The sequence below is a fragment of the Photobacterium piscicola genome, assembly GCF_900166965.1.
In the GTDB taxonomy this organism is placed as follows: domain Bacteria; phylum Pseudomonadota; class Gammaproteobacteria; order Enterobacterales; family Vibrionaceae; genus Photobacterium; species Photobacterium piscicola.
Genome location: NZ_FUZI01000001.1, coordinates 432,926 through 449,874, shown reverse-complemented (window position 1 = coordinate 449,874; position 16,949 = coordinate 432,926). Strand labels below are relative to the sequence as shown.

13 protein-coding genes are annotated in these 16,949 nt (G+C 38.5%); 8 read left to right on the top strand and 5 right to left on the bottom strand.

Features of this window, described 5'->3' with window-relative positions:
* The first annotated feature begins 77 nt into the window (after positions 1–77).
* Positions 78–902, top strand: a complete 825-nt coding sequence (locus CZ809_RS02060) for a 5'-methylthioadenosine/S-adenosylhomocysteine nucleosidase (RefSeq protein WP_080155778.1) — start codon at positions 78–80, stop codon at positions 900–902.
* 83 nt (positions 903–985) lie between these two features.
* Here CZ809_RS02060 and CZ809_RS02055 read toward each other — a convergent pair whose 3' ends face one another.
* From CZ809_RS02055 to CZ809_RS02045, 3 genes are all read right to left on the bottom strand, one after another.
* Positions 986–2,392 carry a YfcC family protein gene (locus CZ809_RS02055; RefSeq protein ID WP_080155777.1) on the bottom strand — a complete coding sequence of 469 codons (1,407 nt, stop codon included), beginning with the start codon at positions 2,390–2,392 and terminating at the stop codon, positions 986–988.
* 70 nt (positions 2,393–2,462) lie between these two features.
* Positions 2,463–3,572 carry an NAD/NADP-dependent octopine/nopaline dehydrogenase family protein gene (locus CZ809_RS02050; RefSeq protein WP_080155776.1) on the bottom strand — a complete coding sequence of 370 codons (1,110 nt, stop codon included), beginning with the start codon at positions 3,570–3,572 and terminating at the stop codon, positions 2,463–2,465.
* A gap of 204 nt (positions 3,573–3,776) precedes the next feature.
* On the bottom strand, positions 3,777–4,697 hold the full coding sequence (locus CZ809_RS02045) for a LysR family transcriptional regulator (RefSeq protein WP_080155775.1): 921 nt from the start codon (positions 4,695–4,697) through the stop codon (positions 3,777–3,779).
* A gap of 176 nt (positions 4,698–4,873) precedes the next feature.
* On the opposite strand from CZ809_RS02045, the gene CZ809_RS02040 reads away from it, so the two are divergent.
* Positions 4,874–5,254 carry a PH domain-containing protein gene (locus CZ809_RS02040; protein ID WP_080155774.1) on the top strand — a complete coding sequence of 127 codons (381 nt, stop codon included), beginning with the start codon at positions 4,874–4,876 and terminating at the stop codon, positions 5,252–5,254.
* Positions 5,255–5,346: 92 nt separating this feature from the next.
* Here CZ809_RS02040 and CZ809_RS02035 read toward each other — a convergent pair whose 3' ends face one another.
* Entirely contained in the window at positions 5,347–6,528 is a 1,182-nt protein-coding gene (locus CZ809_RS02035; RefSeq protein WP_080155773.1) for an amino acid aminotransferase, read from the bottom strand.
* A gap of 373 nt (positions 6,529–6,901) precedes the next feature.
* A complete protein-coding gene (locus CZ809_RS02030; RefSeq protein ID WP_235865758.1) occupies positions 6,902–7,570 on the bottom strand; it encodes an FCD domain-containing protein in 669 nt (222 codons plus the stop codon).
* 1,201 nt (positions 7,571–8,771) lie between these two features.
* Here CZ809_RS02030 and CZ809_RS02025 point away from each other — a divergent pair.
* The 6 genes from CZ809_RS02025 to CZ809_RS21235 all read left to right on the top strand — a co-directional run bounded on the left by CZ809_RS02025 (position 8,772) and on the right by CZ809_RS21235 (position 16,949).
* On the top strand, positions 8,772–10,205 hold the full coding sequence (locus tag CZ809_RS02025) for an amino acid permease (RefSeq protein ID WP_080155771.1): 1,434 nt from the start codon (positions 8,772–8,774) through the stop codon (positions 10,203–10,205).
* Positions 10,206–10,424: 219 nt separating this feature from the next.
* Entirely contained in the window at positions 10,425–12,338 is a 1,914-nt protein-coding gene (locus tag CZ809_RS02020) for a pyridoxal phosphate-dependent decarboxylase family protein (protein ID WP_080155770.1), read from the top strand.
* Positions 12,339–12,495: 157 nt separating this feature from the next.
* Positions 12,496–13,719, top strand: coding sequence for an amino acid permease (locus CZ809_RS02015; protein ID WP_080155769.1), 1,224 nt, complete (start codon positions 12,496–12,498; stop codon positions 13,717–13,719).
* A 29-nt stretch (positions 13,720–13,748) separates the two neighbouring features.
* Positions 13,749–15,023 (top strand): tyrosine--tRNA ligase, encoded by a 1,275-nt coding sequence (tyrS, locus tag CZ809_RS02010; RefSeq protein WP_080155768.1) that lies wholly within the window; start codon positions 13,749–13,751, stop codon positions 15,021–15,023.
* A 321-nt stretch (positions 15,024–15,344) separates the two neighbouring features.
* A complete protein-coding gene (locus CZ809_RS02005) occupies positions 15,345–16,457 on the top strand; it encodes a M20/M25/M40 family metallo-hydrolase (RefSeq protein WP_080155767.1) in 1,113 nt (370 codons plus the stop codon).
* A gap of 318 nt (positions 16,458–16,775) precedes the next feature.
* Positions 16,776–16,949: a hypothetical protein gene (locus tag CZ809_RS21235; RefSeq protein WP_162841588.1), complete on the top strand. Its 174-nt coding sequence runs from the start codon at positions 16,776–16,778 to the stop codon at positions 16,947–16,949.

Genomic DNA, 16,949 nt, shown 5'->3' with positions numbered 1-16,949 from the left:
ATAAAATCATTGACGCAAACGTTTGCTTTGCTTACATTGCACAGAGTTATTCTCTTTACTTTCTTTAAGGAACATTAATGTTATTACTCAAACGTGGTCTTCTACTTTGCTGCATCATGCTCTCACCGATGAGTATGGCTGCTACGCCTACTTCTGGCCCAATCTTAATTCAAGGTGCCATGGATATAGAGACCACAACACTTATTGCCGCCTTAAAAGAAAAGTCTGAAGTCACTCTGGGGTCATGGTCATTTTGGCAAGGAACCATTAACGACTACCCTGTTATCATTTCAAGAACAGAAGTCGGAATTGCCAATGCTGCCGCAGCAACAACACTTGCCATTGAACGCTTTAAACCTGCTTTAATCATTAACCAAGGCACAGCTGGCGGTCATGATCCACAATTACAACGTGGTGATATCGTAATAGGCAAAACCAGCTTCAATATGGGCGCATATAAATCAGAATTTACCGCACAAGGAAAAGGTATTGCACCGACAAAATGGCAAAATTTTAGCGTTACGATGCGTTTACGTGAGCAAGGTAAGTTAGTTGAGCATAATAATTTTGCTGCCGACAAAGGTTTACTGCATATCGCGACCACCATGGCGAACAGTTACACAAAAGGCAAAGTGGTGACGGGTGTCATTGGTACCGCAGATGAATGGAATCGCGAAGTTGATCGCATTAACTGGCTCCATAAAACATACAATACCTCAGTTGAAGAAATGGAAACATCATCAGCAGCATTAGTCGCTCAAGCTTATAAAGTGCCTTTTATTGGTATTCGTATCTTGTCTAATACTGATCTACACAACCAAGATTTTGATCCACAAACAGCTGTTGATTGTCAGCAATTTGTGATTGATTACACTAAAAAAATTATCATGATGCGTAATTAAAAAACATAAAAAAACTAGCAAGGGTGATCTCAATACCCTTGCTAGTCTATTCATCATAATAAATTAATAAACTGTAATAAAAATTAGCCTAGCATCACGCCCACACTTAATAACACCATGACCATTGCCGTTAGGAATCCTAACAATGGCCCAATAAAGCGTAGCCATGTTGAGTAACCTATACGCCCAATCGCCAAGCCCCCCATCACAACACCCGATGTCGGCGTTACTAAGTTAGGTAAACCAGAAGCAGATTGAAAAGCCGTCACCACCAACTCACGCCCAACACCTGCAAAGTCAGCTAATGGTGCCAAGATAGGCATTGATAATACCGCTAACCCTGAAGAAGAAGGCACAACTAAGCACAATACCGCTTCTATCCAATAAATAGCGTTAATAAATAAAATTTGTGGCAAACCAACTAATAATCCTTCCGCGAAATTTAAAATAGTATGGGTGATATTACCGTCGTCCATCACCACCACTAACCCACGAGCAATAGCAATTATTAACGCGACACCTAATAAATCTCGCGCACCATTAATAAAGCTATCGGTGATTTCCACTTCAGATAATTTGCCGACTAAACCAGCAACGATACTTGAACCAATAAATAATGCAGAAAGCTCAGCCATCCACCAGCCTTGGGATGCAACACCCCACATCATAATCGCAAAAGTTAATCCAAAAATAGCTAACACAATTTTACGGGTTAAGGTTAATTCAGGTGCACTTTCACCACTACCATGTAAAAAGTATTCTCTATTCGCTTCACCTTGCTCTGCAACTAAAGATTGTGATGGATCGCGTTTTACTTTATCGGCGTAGCGCATCACATAAATCACACACGCAAGCCAGCCAATAATAAGGATAGCCAGTCGTAGCCAGATACCATCAACAAAGTTAATTTCAGCAGCATTAGAGGCAATCACCGTTGCAAAAGGGTTAATGGTAGAACCTAAACACCCAATTCCGGCGCCCACCATAATAATCGCAACCCCGACAACGGAATCATAACCTGCTGCAATCATCACCGGAATCAGTAAGGCATAAAATGGAATGGTCTCTTCCGCCATACCATAAACAGTGCCACCTAGCGCAAATAACCCCATTAAAATAGGGATCATCCAACGCTCTTTGCCCCCTAAGCGAGCCATGGTTTTCGCAATACCGGCATCAATGGCACCCGTTTGAGTAACCACGGCAAGATAACCGCCAATCACCAGTACAAATAAAGCAACATCAACCGCTCGTGCCATATAATTGGCGGGATCATAAAACCCTTGAATCGGTGCCATTAATATATCAAGAAAGCCTTGAGGATTTGCTTCAACGGTTTGATAAGAGCCAACCAACGGCACCATCTTACCCAAGGTTTCATTATTGACCATTTGATACTGACCCGCAGGGATCAACCATGTTAATGCAGCCATTAAGACGGTAAGTAACATTAAAATTGTGTAGGCTGAAGGAAATTTAAGCGTTTTCATACAGATATCCTTAAATTATTGGGACGCTATTCCCAGCGTCCCATCTAGAGATGGTTAGGCCATCTTCTTGTTATGCAACGAAAGCCATCATGTCAGCAGTTGGCATTCCATCGAGCCCCATTTGTTTTAATGTACGACCATCTTTAAAATAATCAGCATTGTTATAGGCATTATCAATATGTAGACAAGCAGTAATAATCGGTGTTTCAATGCCTGTTAATTGCGCAAATTCATAACATGGAACCAATAAGTAAGCGGCATCTTCAGTGATATAGCGATTACTTGAACAATTAGGTGCGCTGTTTAATTTACCGTGGGTTTCAGAAGTACGATTAACGTCGTAAACTGTTTTACACTCCATGTCATATAGTGCATTCATCGCCTCTAATTCAGTCTTTAAATTCAAGCCCAATGCTTGACCAATGGCTAATCGCTCAGCTTCCATTACCGCAGCAGCGCGCGCCGTAGATACTGAACAGCAGTCTTTGTAATAGTTAAATTGACCGTCAAAGTTTTCCAGTAGCCCCATATTTAAAGTGGTGAGCAATGGATGACCGCCGAAGTTAATATTTTCTAATCCCGCCATAATCACGTTTTCTAAAGCCGTTAATGGTAATGGCATCAATGGTTGTAAACGTGCAATGGCTGCTTGGGTGCGACTGCCAGGCAAAGCTGCAACAGGAAGATGCGTTTTCATGCCTAAAATAGCCAGCTCGGCAGGACCAACAATACGTGTCGCCCATGGAATAGAAATCGCATCAACGAAGGTAATATCAACATCTTGGTAGCCTTCATCACACTTGATTTTATTTAACACCAACGATCCATAGTTCCCTGGCATTAGCATGATTAACTGCCCACTCTTTAAATACGGTAGCATTGAGCGAAACAAAGGTTCTTGAGCAAAAGAAGGGACGGGTAAAATCAATATATCTGCGTAATCAACCGCTTGTTTTAAATCACGCGTGATCGTATCAATAGCTTGAAAACCTGCAAAAGATAATTCAACATCATTACACGAGGCTAATGCCGTGATTCCACCTTGCGCTTCTATGTCTGTGAGTGGTTGATCAAATCCTGCTGCACCATATAAACACACCTCTGCGCCTTGTCGTGTCAGATGATATGCTGCTGTCAGCCCTGCGTTACCTGACCCAATAATAGCAACACGCGTTGTCATGATTATTCCTTAAGATGATGTTATAAGACAAAATCACATTAAGAAAAATGATGACTAAAAAATAATACTGTAATCTAAATAGGCTATGTCTTTAAGTTATAGCTCATCAATAAAACAAAAATAAGCATCTAAAATACAACAAGTTAAAACAAAAAACATTGTAACCATTATCTGCAATACAATGTGATCTGTTCCTTGTTAGCATTATGCCAAGCTATGCATAGGACCTATTTTTAGGTAAATATCCATACTGTCAGCGGTTAACATAAACTGTTCAATAAACCGTTCTGCGTGACGATGAATAGGTCTTAAGCCTGGATACAAAATAGTAAACTCAAACGGTAAATTAAATGCTAACGGGCGCATCACCACATCACGAGTTTCATTAGCTAAATACGCGGTAAACGGATCAGTGATAGCAATTCCAACCCCTTCTGCGACTAAAGCGGCAGCAGTACTAGCTAGTGAAACTTCAATTTGCTTATTAATTTTAATATCGTGACGGCGTAATAAATTATCAATACAACGCTGAATCATGTCTTTTTCATGCCTAATCACACATTCATTACCAAGATCGGTCACGGATATTGTTGTTTTTTGTGCTAATGGCGATGAGGCTGGAATTAATGCAACACACTCGCATGTCACTGTCTGACTATTGACCCCAGCTACATCTTCAGTTGTAAACGCAAATCCAATATCTGTGGTTTGTGCTTGAATTTGGCGTACAACATCTTCAGAACGGAACGTCTTGAGACCAATTTTAGTTTGACAATTATGTTGTAAGAAATTGGCTAATATACGCGGCAAAAAAGCATGAGAAAGCACAGGCATAGCTGCAATAGTTAATGATCCTAAATGATGGGTTCGAATCGCTTCCGCTGCGCTGTCTAATCCATTCACTGCATCAAAAACTTTGGCCACTTCTAAATAAAAAGCTTGGCCTTCGTCACTTAATATCAATCGATTACGTTGACGAATAAACAGTTTAAATTTTAATTGTTCTTCTAAACTGGATAATAAACGGCTTACGGCTGGCTGACTAATATTCAATAACTCTGCTGCTGCAGTGACTGTTTGGCATTCAACAACAGCACGAAAAGCATGTAGATAGGATAACTTCATAAGCATTAGCACACATATTAATAACAAAACGCCATAATAAACATAATTGTTAATAAAAACCTTGATGTGCAAAGCAAACTGGAGGCTCAAATCGTGACTAGTATAAAAAACGCAATTCGATTACACTCTAAAGATATAAATTAGTGCTTATTTTGTTATTTTAAAAGGAATCATTCATGGGATTTTTTAATGCTATCTTAGGTAATGCTGGCGAGATGGATCTTGAAGAGGCAACTGAAGAATTATCAACGATTCTTGGTCAAGGTGAGCACATCGAATTAGCTTATAAACTTATTCGCGACATGATCATTTTAACAGATCGCCGTTTAATATTGATTGATAAGCAAGGAATGACAGGCAGAAAAGTGGAATACCGCTCAGTGCCTTATAAGTCAATCACTATGTATACAATTGAAAGCACAGGCCATTTCGATCTAGATGCAGAATTAAAATTGTGGATTTCAGGCCAACATGATCCAATTAGCTTAGAATTTAATGGCAAAACTAATATCTATACAATGCAGGGACAATTAGCCGCTAAGATCGCGGGGAAATAACCCCTTACTTTGTAATGCAAGACGAAGAGGCACACTATTGAGTGCCTCTTGTTATATTTAGCCTATTATTTTTTAACAACACAAGAATAACGTTACTGAGAAACCGTCATTAATGCTGTCGCTAAAGCATCTATCTGTTGTTCTTGTAATCCTGCAACATTAATACGGCCATCACCCACCGCATAAATAGCAAATTCATCACGTAATCGCATAATTTTCTCAGGTGATAAACCTGTCATTGAAAACATACCTTTATGATCAGCAATAAAACTAAATTGATCGCACCCTTTAGCAGCCAATGTATTTACAAGGCTCTGGCGTAAACCAATAATGCGTTGTTGCATCATAATCAGCTCTTGCTTCCACACCGCGGTTAACATACTGGATGTTAATATATCAGCTACTAATGCTGCACCGTGATCCGGCGGCATGGTATAGCTGGCTCGTGCTAACGTCAAAATTCGACCTTTGGCTTTTTGCGCATTTGACAACGTATCACCCACCAATAAGGCGGCACCGGTACGCTCGCGATATAATCCAAAGTTCTTAGAACATGAAGTGGCGATCATCATTTCTTCAATGTTATCAGCCATGAATTTCAAGCCTGCGCCATCTTTTTCAAGACCATCACCAAAGCCAAGATAGGCCATATCAACAAAGGGGATAAAACCATTGTTATTGGCTAATGCGGTAATCGCTTGCCAAGCTTCGAAATTAATATCCGCACCCGTTGGATTGTGGCAACAACCATGCAGTAATACCACATCATTCGCCCCTGCTTGTGCTAGCGCTGATAGCATTGCATCGGTGTTTACTTGTTTAGTATCACGATCAAAATAAGGATAATATTTCACTTTTAACCCAGCAGCTTCCATTACTGGTCGATGGTTAACGTAACTTAAATCAGTTAACCACACGGTAGTATTCTCATTAGCTACGTGCATCAGATCTGCAAGCATACGTAATGCTCCGCTACCACCAGGGGTTTGAACACCCGCAGTACGACTATGAGCCGAAGTGTCAGCTAATAAAAGATCAATCATGCATTGATTAAAAACTTCACTCCCCGCAAGACCAACATATGATTTTGTCGTTTGAGTTTGAAGTAAGCGTTGTTCTGCTTGAGAAATCGCGGCCATAATAGGCGTTTGGCCTTGATTATTACGATAAACACCAATACCCAGATCCATTTTATGATCACGCTGATCAGCATTATAAATTAGCGATAATGACAATATGGGATCGGGTTGTGCGGGAGAAAGTTGTGAAAACATTAAGCAAATTCCGTTTATAGAGGCATGAATTTAAATTAGCATTTCAATTTCAAGCCGTCATTAGAAAAATGATAATTCTCACTTTGTTTAAGAATAACCATCCATATAGGAATGATAAATCATTAAAGGTTTGACTATAGAGTTTGAGTATAATGACTCAACCATTTGATATTCATAAATCATCTAAATATCAATATTTTTAATGTAATGGCGACGAACGTCCTTAAACATCGCCCAACATCATATAATGTCATTATAAGAGGTAAACTTTATTACGATGAAATTTACGCAACAATTAACTCAACCATAATAGAGCAATGTTTACCTTTCATCGTTAATATTCCCCTTATTACTTCATCAAAATATTACTGTATCACCACATGGTTTTGTCATTAGGCAAATGTAATAATGCTTGTAACGATGGTGCCGCTTCAAGTAAAGAATATAAACGTTCACTGTGTTCTTGTAATAACTGGCATGCGAGCTCAACATTACGTGCTAACACGGCTTTCATTAGTGCTTCGTGCTCTCCGTTATCATGATACTGTTTTTCTGGCGATAAACGGGCATTCAATAAGAAGTGGCGATAGCGTTCTTGCTGATCATAAATATGTGAAATCATGCCACGAATAAATTCAGAGCCTTCGCATGAAATTAACGATAAATGAAATTCTTTATGACGCAATTCCCATTCATCATAATCAAATAAAGCAGATTCTGGATTTAAGCGATTAAGCTTATGAAAAGCCGTTAAAATCTGCAATTCCCAAGCTTCATCACCTTTTTTAATCGCATCTTGCAGCGCCACATGACCTAATGCTAACCGCGTTTTTAAAATACCTCGTAATTCATCGAGAGAAACATTCGCTACCCAAAACCCTTTCTGTGGTTTCATGGTAACGTATTTTTGCCACGACAATTGCACCATTGCTTCTCGCAAAGGGGTGCCACCAACTTGGTAGCGTTCTTTTAACTCACTCAGAATAAGTTTCTGTCCGGCTTCAAATTCACCACATAAAATGTCATGCCGAATTTGACACATTACTCTATCACTTATGGTTGCAAAGTTGTTTTTGTTCATATCAACTATCTAGTCTTCATTACATACAATAAAATACAAAACACAGCTTTAAAAAAGCCAATTACTTATCATTATCGAATGATTATTCTCACTACATACTACGAAAAGACATGCAGTTTCTATCTATGTCATTATTAATTTAATACGCTTAAAGTGAATAACTAATCACGTAAAATTCAACTCGTCCATTTAGTAGCGCATTAATGCACCATTCAATACAGATAGTTAATTATCTACAACACTCAAGCTTTTCAATCAACAATGATAGTTTATGATGCAGAGATGAACGCAAGCCTTTAAAATTAAGAGCTTAAACTATTCATTACGACACACTTTAATACCATAGCGACATCTTAATATACTATATGTAGACTAAAATACTCTAAATATTATATTTATAACCACAATATTTAGAAATAGTCGCTTTCGTGCTTTTTCATGAGCAATATAGCGTTATTTATGTCGTATAAAAAATATAATACTCGACACTGATGTCTAACTAACTATTATTTATGAATTACCGTATTTATTCTATTTTTAGCATATTTATCATTAATATCATCATGTTCAATTGGCATAACCAACACGGTATATTTAGCCTATCCATCATTTTGTGGGCATTAATTCCACTATTTGGATTTCATTATATTATTAAGCAATATGAATATTTCCATAACAAAGTCCTTACAGAAATTCGATCATACTCTGCTTGGGTACTCTTTTTTTCATGGATAACTTGTATATGTTTTTCAATTACAATGCCTTATGTTATCAACATTATCAGTGATACCAATAGCCATTATATTTCCCTGTATATTTTATCTCCTGCAATTACGCTATTCATTGCGACTATTAGCGCATTTACAGCAAGTATTATTCTGCTTCTTATTTTCCGCCTATTACGTTAACGCATGATTATTCCCGCGCTAATACCATAAAAGCATGCTGCGATATACCTCAACAGTCACAACCACAAATGCTTAAAAATGCAAATTAAACTATCACTATTTGTGCGGCTAATTCACTTCACAAATGCAAAATCGATCATTAAGATAAAATCGATTTTTACGGACAGACAGTTTAAATATCGATATTTTTATTAGCTTACAGAGTATCGTTTTTTAAGTCTTTACTGCTTAACTGACAGATTTTGAGGTCTATAATGGCTAACTCCAATTCTTCACCCGCTAAAATTGGCGTATTTAGTTTCGTTATGATTACCGCTGCGGTTGTTATGAGTGTACGTACACTCCCAATGACAGCCCAGCCCGGAATGATGACGATATTCTTAACGCTAGCTGCAGCAATTTGTTTCATGATTCCAACGGCACTTGTTTCGGCAGAGCTTGCAACAGCTTGGCCTGAAGATGGTGGTATTTTTATTTGGGTTCGTGAAGCATTTGGCGAACGTATGGGTTTCGTTGCAGTATGGATGCAATGGATTCAAATGGTTTTCGGCATGACATCAATTCTGATGATTGTCGGTGCAATATTTGCGTATGCTTTTGATCCTGCATTAGCACAAAACAAGATGTACATTCTTGCCGTCATCTTAGTGGTTTATTGGGCATGTACGCTAGGTAATATGCGTGGTGTTAAAACACTAGGTTGGGTATCCACTCTTTGTGTAATCTTGGGTGTGTTTTTACCATTCTTCGTCCTTGTAGCATGTGCTGTCGCTTACCTTGTTGGCGGTCACCCTATTGTTACTGATCTTTCATTAACTACAGCTAACCTTATTCCTGATTTTTCAGACAAAGGTACTTGGGCACTGTTTATTGGCTTCGTATTCGTAGTAATGGGGATGGAAGTATCAGCATCTAACGTATCTCATGTTAAAAATGCTGAACGCAACTACCCTATTGCAGTTTTCTTAGTCGCACTGTTTGTTGTTATCGTGTCTGTTGTTGGTTCATTTGCTATCTTCATTGGTATTCCAACTAAGCACATCTCAATGACAGCGGGTCTTATCCAAGCTTTCCAAACGTACTTCAATATGTGGGATCTAGGCTGGTTAACACCTATTATGGCAATTTGTATGGCTATCGGTCTAGCGGGTCAAGTTAACTCTTGGGTGCTAGGTCCTGTTCGTGGTCTACAAGCAACAGCTAACGCTGGCGCTCTACCAAAAGTACTGCAAAAAACTAACAAAGAAGGCGTACCTGTTAACCTTATTTACCTACAAGCTATCCTAATCTCAATTGTTGGTGTGCTTATCTGTGTAATGCCTAACGTAGATTCATTCTACTTTATGCTATTGGGTCTAACGTCTCTTGTTTACATCGTTGCTTACCTATTGATGTTCTCTGCTGCTATCTACTTACGTTACAAACGCCCTGATATCAAACGTAGCTTTACGGTTCCTGGTGGCAATATCGGTATGTGGATTTGTTCAGGTCTTGGTATCGCAACATGTCTATTAGCTGGTTACTTCGGTTTCCAACCACCATCAAGTTATGTCGGTACAGCACATGACTACTTCAACTTCCAGTTCTTTGGCTTAGTTATCATGATTATTATCCCAATTATTGTATACGCATGGGGTAAACGCTCAAACAAAGCAGAATTAGCTAAAGCCGCTGTTAAAGCACACTAATTAAGTTAAACCTCCTTAACGTTTATCGACGCTATCGCAGGAAATAAAGAGAACAGCCATCACCATTCATATTTACCAGCAATGGCTGTTCCTCTTATCACAATCGATTTAGCGGTCTCAGACCAAAAATTATTAAATTAACTACTAAAACAAGATATTCATTACGACTGATAAACGGTCTTTTGAGTTGCGTTTATTGATAAGTAAATAGGTTTTATTATGAGCGACAAAATGAACGTGGATGCCCTATTTTTAGGTCCAAAATCAGAAAACCAAGTATTTTTCAAAGAAATGATGGATTATGCAATCAGTGAACATATGCACTGGCGTTCAGATTTCCATCCAGAAGATGCACCATTAATGACACCGGTGACTCAACACCAACCAGATTTTCGCGATACGCTTTACCGTACAGAAGGTATTCTACAAGATTTATCAGCACGCCTTAAAACACAGTCAGTGCCTTGGTTCTCACCTCGTTACCTTGGCCACATGAACGCTGATACGTTAATGGTGTCAAACCTTGCATACGTGATGACCATGCTTTACAACCCAAATAACTGTGCACACGAAGCTTCTCCTGTGACAACAGAACTTGAGTTAGCTGCAGGTCATGACCTATGCCGCATGTTTGGCTACGATGTTAACAAATCTTGGGCACACATTACTTCTGGTGGTACGGTTGCTAACTATGAAGGTGTTTGGGTTGCACGTAACCTTAAAACCATGCCTCTTGCTATTGCCGCTTGTGAAAAATCAAAAGATCTTGTCGCTGACATGACTGAACATCAGTTACTTAACATGAAGTCTAAAGATATTCTTGATCTAACTGATGAATTGAAAAAACGCGGTATTTTTGAAGAAGTAAGGGCGTTAACAGCTCGTGGTGTCGGGGTTGATGCGGGTAAACTAGGTAAGTTCTTAGTGCCTCGTTCTAAACACTACTCTTGGATGAAAGCAATGGATGTCCTTGGCCTAGGTCAAGAGCACATTGTTCCCCTAGATGTTGATGGTAACTACCGTACTGATATTGAAAAAATGCGTGAAGTCACCTTTAAGCTTATGGAAGAAGGTACACCTATTCTTGGTATGGTATCTGTTGTCGGTACAACCGAAGAAGGTTCTATTGATGCAGTTCATGAAGTGATGAAACTTCGTCAAGAATGTGAACAAAAATACGGTGCTTCTTTCTACGTTCATATTGATGCAGCATACGGCGGTTATGTACGCTCAATGTTCCTTGATGATAACAATCAATTCATGGAATACGATGCACTGATTGAACGTTATCGTAACGATGATGTGATTCCAGAAGGTGTAGTATGGCCTAAGCGTGCCGTTTATGATGCATTTGCGGCAATGTCTGAAGCAGATTCTATCACTGTCGATCCACATAAAGTGGGTTTCATTCAATATGCGGCTGGCGCTGTTGCGATGAAAGATAAGCGTATTGTTGATTTGATCTCTTACCACGCAGCTTATGTTTTTGAAGAAGCTGACGATGATAATGAAGAAAATAAACAAGTCGTGCTTGGATCTTCTATTATGGAAGGCTCTAAAGCAGGTGCAACGGCAGCAGCAGTTTGGGCTGCACACCGTCTTGTTCCACTAAATATCAGTGGCTACGGCCATGTTATTGGTCGTGGTATTGTGACCGCTGATTGGTTTGCGAAAAAACTTGCTACAGCAGAACCTTTTGTTGTTGATGGCCGTCGCTTTGAGGTTCGCCCTCTTATGCACCCTGACTTTCATATGGTTGATTTTACTTTCAAAGAAATTGGCAATGACAGCTTAGAAGCTCACAATAAACTTAACCAACGCATTTACGAATTATGTTCTTACGCAACAGGTCGTACCTACACTAAAGACTTCTTAACCTCTTCTACTTCTCTATCAGAAGAAGAATATGGTCAAACTCCACGTATCTATGCTGAAAACCGTGGCTTTAGTGAAAATGAGTGGAACACTGTCGGTTCTGTTTATATTCTTCGTTCAGCGGTAATGACTCACTTCCTACGTGATGAAATTCGTTTTAATAATTACTGGAATAACCTTCGCGATGTATTCACAAGTCTTCTTAGTGAAATTATTGATGAAGAAAACAAACAGAAATTAGCACACACTGCTGCTTAATAAGGAATCCAACGCCAGTCTTCATGACTGGCGTTTTTATAATAATGAAAGCAATCCATATTTCTATTAATTACCGTCGATTATTTATTATTGATGGTTAATTTTATTATTACCTAAAACCTAGGTAACGATTCAGTATATTTACAGGAGAAACGTCATGAATGTAAAATCTATTGGCGCGACACTGCTTATTTCCGGAACAATGCTTGGCGCAGGAATGCTTGCTTTACCCTTAATTTCTGCTGGGTTGGGCATTTATAATACCATTTTATTATTGGCTTTTTTATGGGCTACCATGACCTATACAGGGCTAATGTTATTAGAGATCTGTCTTAACTACCCAGAAGGAACTGGACTTGAAGCAATTGCCTATGATTTATTTGGAAAATCAGGCAAATGGGTGATTAACATATCGCTATTATTATTACTTTATGCATTATCTTGTGCTTATATTGCGGGTGCCTCTTCTATATATAAAAATGATTTCAGTGATTATTTTAATATAACTCTACCTTCTCATACTATCGCAATTATATTTACTTTAATCATTGCAACTATTGTATTTATTAGTACTAAAGCGGTAGATATTGCTAATCGTGTCTTATTTACCAGTAATATTGTTATTTTCTTTATTCTTGTTATTACGATAATTCCTTATCTTCATGGTCACTTTTTAGTCAGTCACCACGATTCAGTTAAATATGCTTTTGCCGCTATTCCTGTCTTTATTACTGCTTTTGGTTTTCATGGCAGTGTGCCCAGCATGGTGAAATATATTGGTCGTGATAAACCAAAAACATTACGTAATATTTTTGTTGCGGGTGGTTTAATCCCATTGATTGTTTATATTATATGGGAAATCAGCATGCTAGGTTCATTACCTCGATTTGGTAACCATAGTTTTCAATATGTTGCACAACACGGTTCAAGTGTTGGTGTAATGCTTCAACAAATGCAAATATTTATTCAAAATAACAACATTATTTACCTAATTGGTGCATTCTCGTCCATCGCGATGTTCACTTCCTATCTATGTGTTTCATTAGGGTTATTTGATTCATTGGCAAGTACCTTCAAACGTGGTAATAATACAACAGACAGATTAATGACTGCTGTACTTTGCTACTTGCCACCCTTGGTTTTCACTCTTGTGTATCCTAATGGCTTTGTCCCAGCTTTAGGTGCCGCAGCAATTTTCTTAACAATCCTAGCAATTCTTTTTCCTGTGCTTGCCCTTAGAAAACTTCGTGGTAAACAACATCAAATTGAATATAATGTAGCAACAAATAATATGGCGTTGTTTGTTGTAGGATTTATTGGTCTACAAGTCATAATAAACCAGATACTGACATTGAATAATGCCGTACCTATTTTTAATTAAACGTAAATAAAATGATTATTGGAGAACACATGAATCATTTGAATTTAATTCAGGAGCTTAAAGATCGCGGTCTGATCGCTCAAATTACGGATGAAGAAGCTTTAAGCGAACGTTTAGCAAAAGGTCCGATTACATTATATTGCGGCTTTGATCCAACGGCAGATAGTTTGCACCTAGGTCATCTGGTACCTCTACTTTGCCTTAAGCGCTTCCAAGAAGCGGGTCATAATCCAGTAGCCTTGGTTGGCGGCGCTACCGGTATGATTGGTGATCCAAGCTTCAAAGCGACTGAGCGTTCACTTAACACTTTAGATATTGTTGCTGATTGGGTGACTAAAATCCAACGTCAAGTTTCTCCTTTCCTAGATTTTGACAACGCAACGAACCCTGCTCGTATGGTGAACAACCATGACTGGTTCGGTAATATGGATGTACTAACATTCTTACGTGATATTGGTAAACACTTCTCTGTTAACCAAATGATCAGTAAAGAATCTGTTAAACAACGTATTAACCGTGATGAAGTAGGTATCTCTTTTACTGAGTTCGCTTACAGCTTGCTACAGTCTTACGACTTTGCAAGTATGAACAAAGACATGGGTATGGAACTTCAAATTGGTGGTTCTGACCAATGGGGTAACATCACAGCAGGTATCGACCTAACTCGTCGTATGAACCAGCAGCAAGTATTCGGTATGACTGTACCGCTAATCACTAAGTCTGATGGTACTAAGTTTGGTAAAACTGAAGGCGGCGCTGTTTGGTTAGACCCAAGCAAAACTAGCCCATACAAGTTCTACCAATTCTGGATGAACACTGCTGATGCTGACGTATACCGTTTCTTACGTTTCTTTACTTTCCTTTCTGAAGAAGAAATTCAACAGATCGAAGAAGATGACCGTAATAGCGGCAAAGCACCTCAAGCACAACGTATTCTTGCAGAAAAAGCAACAGCACTTGTACACGGTCAAGCACAATTAGAAGCAGCACAAAACATCACCCGCTGCCTATTTGAAAATGACCTTGAGCACTTATCAGAGTCTGATTTTGCACAACTAGCGCAAGATGGCATGCCAACTGCACAAGCATCTAATGAAGATGATCTTCAACAAGTACTTGTTAACGCTGAACTTGCAACATCTCGTAGCCAAGCTAAAACTCACATCGAGTCAAACGCTATCATGGTTAATGGTGAGAAAGTAAGTGATGCTTACTATAAGTTTAACGATGCTGACAAACTGTTTGGTCGTTACACACTTATCCGTCGTGGTAAGAAGAACTACAGCCTGATCGTTTGGGGTTAATCCTTAACAGATCTTTGCTATCTCGCTTGTAGATAGTACCAAAAACCACCGTTACTAATAATAGCGGTGGTTTTTTATTGCTAATAACAAGTCCATTGTATCATTCCGTATCCACTCACCTCTTTTGCGCTCCCTCGCACCTCGCACCTCACACCTCACACCTCACACCTCACACCTAAATCCTTCCCTTAAAACAAGATACCGCTAACATAATTTGATATTGTTATTAATAAATTCCCATTAAATTTGATTTAGCCCCAAGCCATAATCGCCAGTTTACGTTTACAGTCATAACATCTAATGTCCACTTGAAGCTAAATTATGTCTACAATCAATCAGCAACGCCTTATTAACCATTTCATTGAACTGATAAAAATCAATAGCGAATCACGTAATGAGAAAGCTATTGCCGAAACACTGGCAGAACAATTAGGTGAATTAGGTTTCAGTGTTCATCGCCTTCCCGTACCAGAAGCAATCTCTAATGGCTTTAATATCTATGCGCGTTTAGATGGCAGCATTAACGACACTATTGCGCTTAGTTGTCATATGGATACGGTAAATCCAGGTAATGATATTGAACCGATTATTGAGAATGGCGTTATTCGCTCAAAAGGCAACACCATTCTCGGTGGTGATGATAAGTCAGGCATTGCAGCAATAATGGAAGCGGTACGTTGCATTCAAGCTGATAACCGTGATCATAAAACCATTGAACTGGCTTTCACTGTGCATGAAGAAGGTGGTCTGCAAGGCTCAAAACTATTTGATATGAGCTATATTACGGCTAATAAAGCGATTGTTTTAGATTCAGGCGGCGCTATTGGTGCCATTGTTACGACAGCTCCAGGTCAGCAGAGCTTAAAAATCACTATTACAGGTAAACCCGCTCATGCTGGTTTAGCGCCAGAAGAAGGCATTAATGCACTTACCGTTGCTGCAGATGCTATTACTAATATGCGCTTATCACGTATTGATGAAGAAACAACAGCTAACATTGGTGTCGTTCAAGGTGGACAAGTAACCAATATTGTAATGCCTTCACTGTTCCTTGCTGCAGAAGCACGTTCTTTAAATGATACTAAGCTTGAACACCAAACAGCACACATGATTGAGACATTTGAACACGCTGCGACCAAGCATGGTGCTCAAATCAATATTGAATCAAGTCGTTCTTACAACGCTTATCACATTGAAGATAATGACCCGCACGTACAAAGTATTATGGCGGCATTTAAATCAAACGGTCTAACTCCATTCACAAAGTCAACCGGTGGTGGTAGTGATGCTAACGTATTTAATGGCAAAGGCTTAAAAACAGTCAATCTATCGACGGGAATGAGTAAAGTTCATACAACTGAAGAATTTATTACTATTGATGACATGACTAAAATAACTGAATTTATGTACACTTTTTTATGCAGTAATAACTAGCAGATTAGACGAATATAACAGCGTTAAACAAATCCACTACAATGTCTTTCTTATTTTTATTAATTGTAACAATAAGTGAGACATTGTATTTAAAAAGACACCTATCAAACTAAATAATAAATTAAAATTATTAACAATTCATTCTCTAATATTGTTGAAATCAGCCTCTATCAGAACAAATCTAAATAGCATATACTCCGTGAAGTTCATATTATTACAGTTACTAAGCAATAAAATACTATGACTTAATTCTATATCCAACTATCAAAAATTTATTTCAGATATAGAGCGCAATACCCTTAAAAGAAGATTTGAAAGATGGATATCCAGCACCTAACTCCAAAAGAAAAAGATGTGTTTATTAAGGCATTAGCAGAATGTTACCGACGATTAACAGCTGCAAAAATTGAAGCAAAGGAACTGACAAAAGAAGGTTTTCAATTAATGTTTAGATCTGTCTATAAAGATATTAACAATACTTATAAAGTATAA

Bases quoted from the DNA above. Each gene is read 5' to 3' on its own strand.
- CZ809_RS02015 (WP_080155769.1), top strand. From the start codon at position 12,496: ATGAATGTAAAATCTATTGGCGCGACACTGCTTATTTCCGGAACAATG.
- CZ809_RS02050 (WP_080155776.1), bottom strand. From the start codon at position 3,572: ATGACAACGCGTGTTGCTATTATTGGGTCAGGTAACGCAGGGCTGACA.
- CZ809_RS21235 (WP_162841588.1), top strand. From the start codon at position 16,776: ATGGATATCCAGCACCTAACTCCAAAAGAAAAAGATGTGTTTATTAAG.
- tyrS (WP_080155768.1), top strand. From the start codon at position 13,749: ATGAATCATTTGAATTTAATTCAGGAGCTTAAAGATCGCGGTCTGATC.
- CZ809_RS02005 (WP_080155767.1), top strand. From the start codon at position 15,345: ATGTCTACAATCAATCAGCAACGCCTTATTAACCATTTCATTGAACTG.
- CZ809_RS02040 (WP_080155774.1), top strand. From the start codon at position 4,874: ATGGGATTTTTTAATGCTATCTTAGGTAATGCTGGCGAGATGGATCTT.
- CZ809_RS02045 (WP_080155775.1), bottom strand. From the start codon at position 4,697: ATGAAGTTATCCTATCTACATGCTTTTCGTGCTGTTGTTGAATGCCAA.
- CZ809_RS02060 (WP_080155778.1), top strand. From the start codon at position 78: ATGTTATTACTCAAACGTGGTCTTCTACTTTGCTGCATCATGCTCTCA.
- CZ809_RS02035 (WP_080155773.1), bottom strand. From the start codon at position 6,528: ATGTTTTCACAACTTTCTCCCGCACAACCCGATCCCATATTGTCATTA.
- CZ809_RS02030 (WP_235865758.1), bottom strand. From the start codon at position 7,570: ATGTGTCAAATTCGGCATGACATTTTATGTGGTGAATTTGAAGCCGGA.
- CZ809_RS02055 (WP_080155777.1), bottom strand. From the start codon at position 2,392: ATGAAAACGCTTAAATTTCCTTCAGCCTACACAATTTTAATGTTACTT.
- CZ809_RS02020 (WP_080155770.1), top strand. From the start codon at position 10,425: ATGAGCGACAAAATGAACGTGGATGCCCTATTTTTAGGTCCAAAATCA.
- CZ809_RS02025 (WP_080155771.1), top strand. From the start codon at position 8,772: ATGGCTAACTCCAATTCTTCACCCGCTAAAATTGGCGTATTTAGTTTC.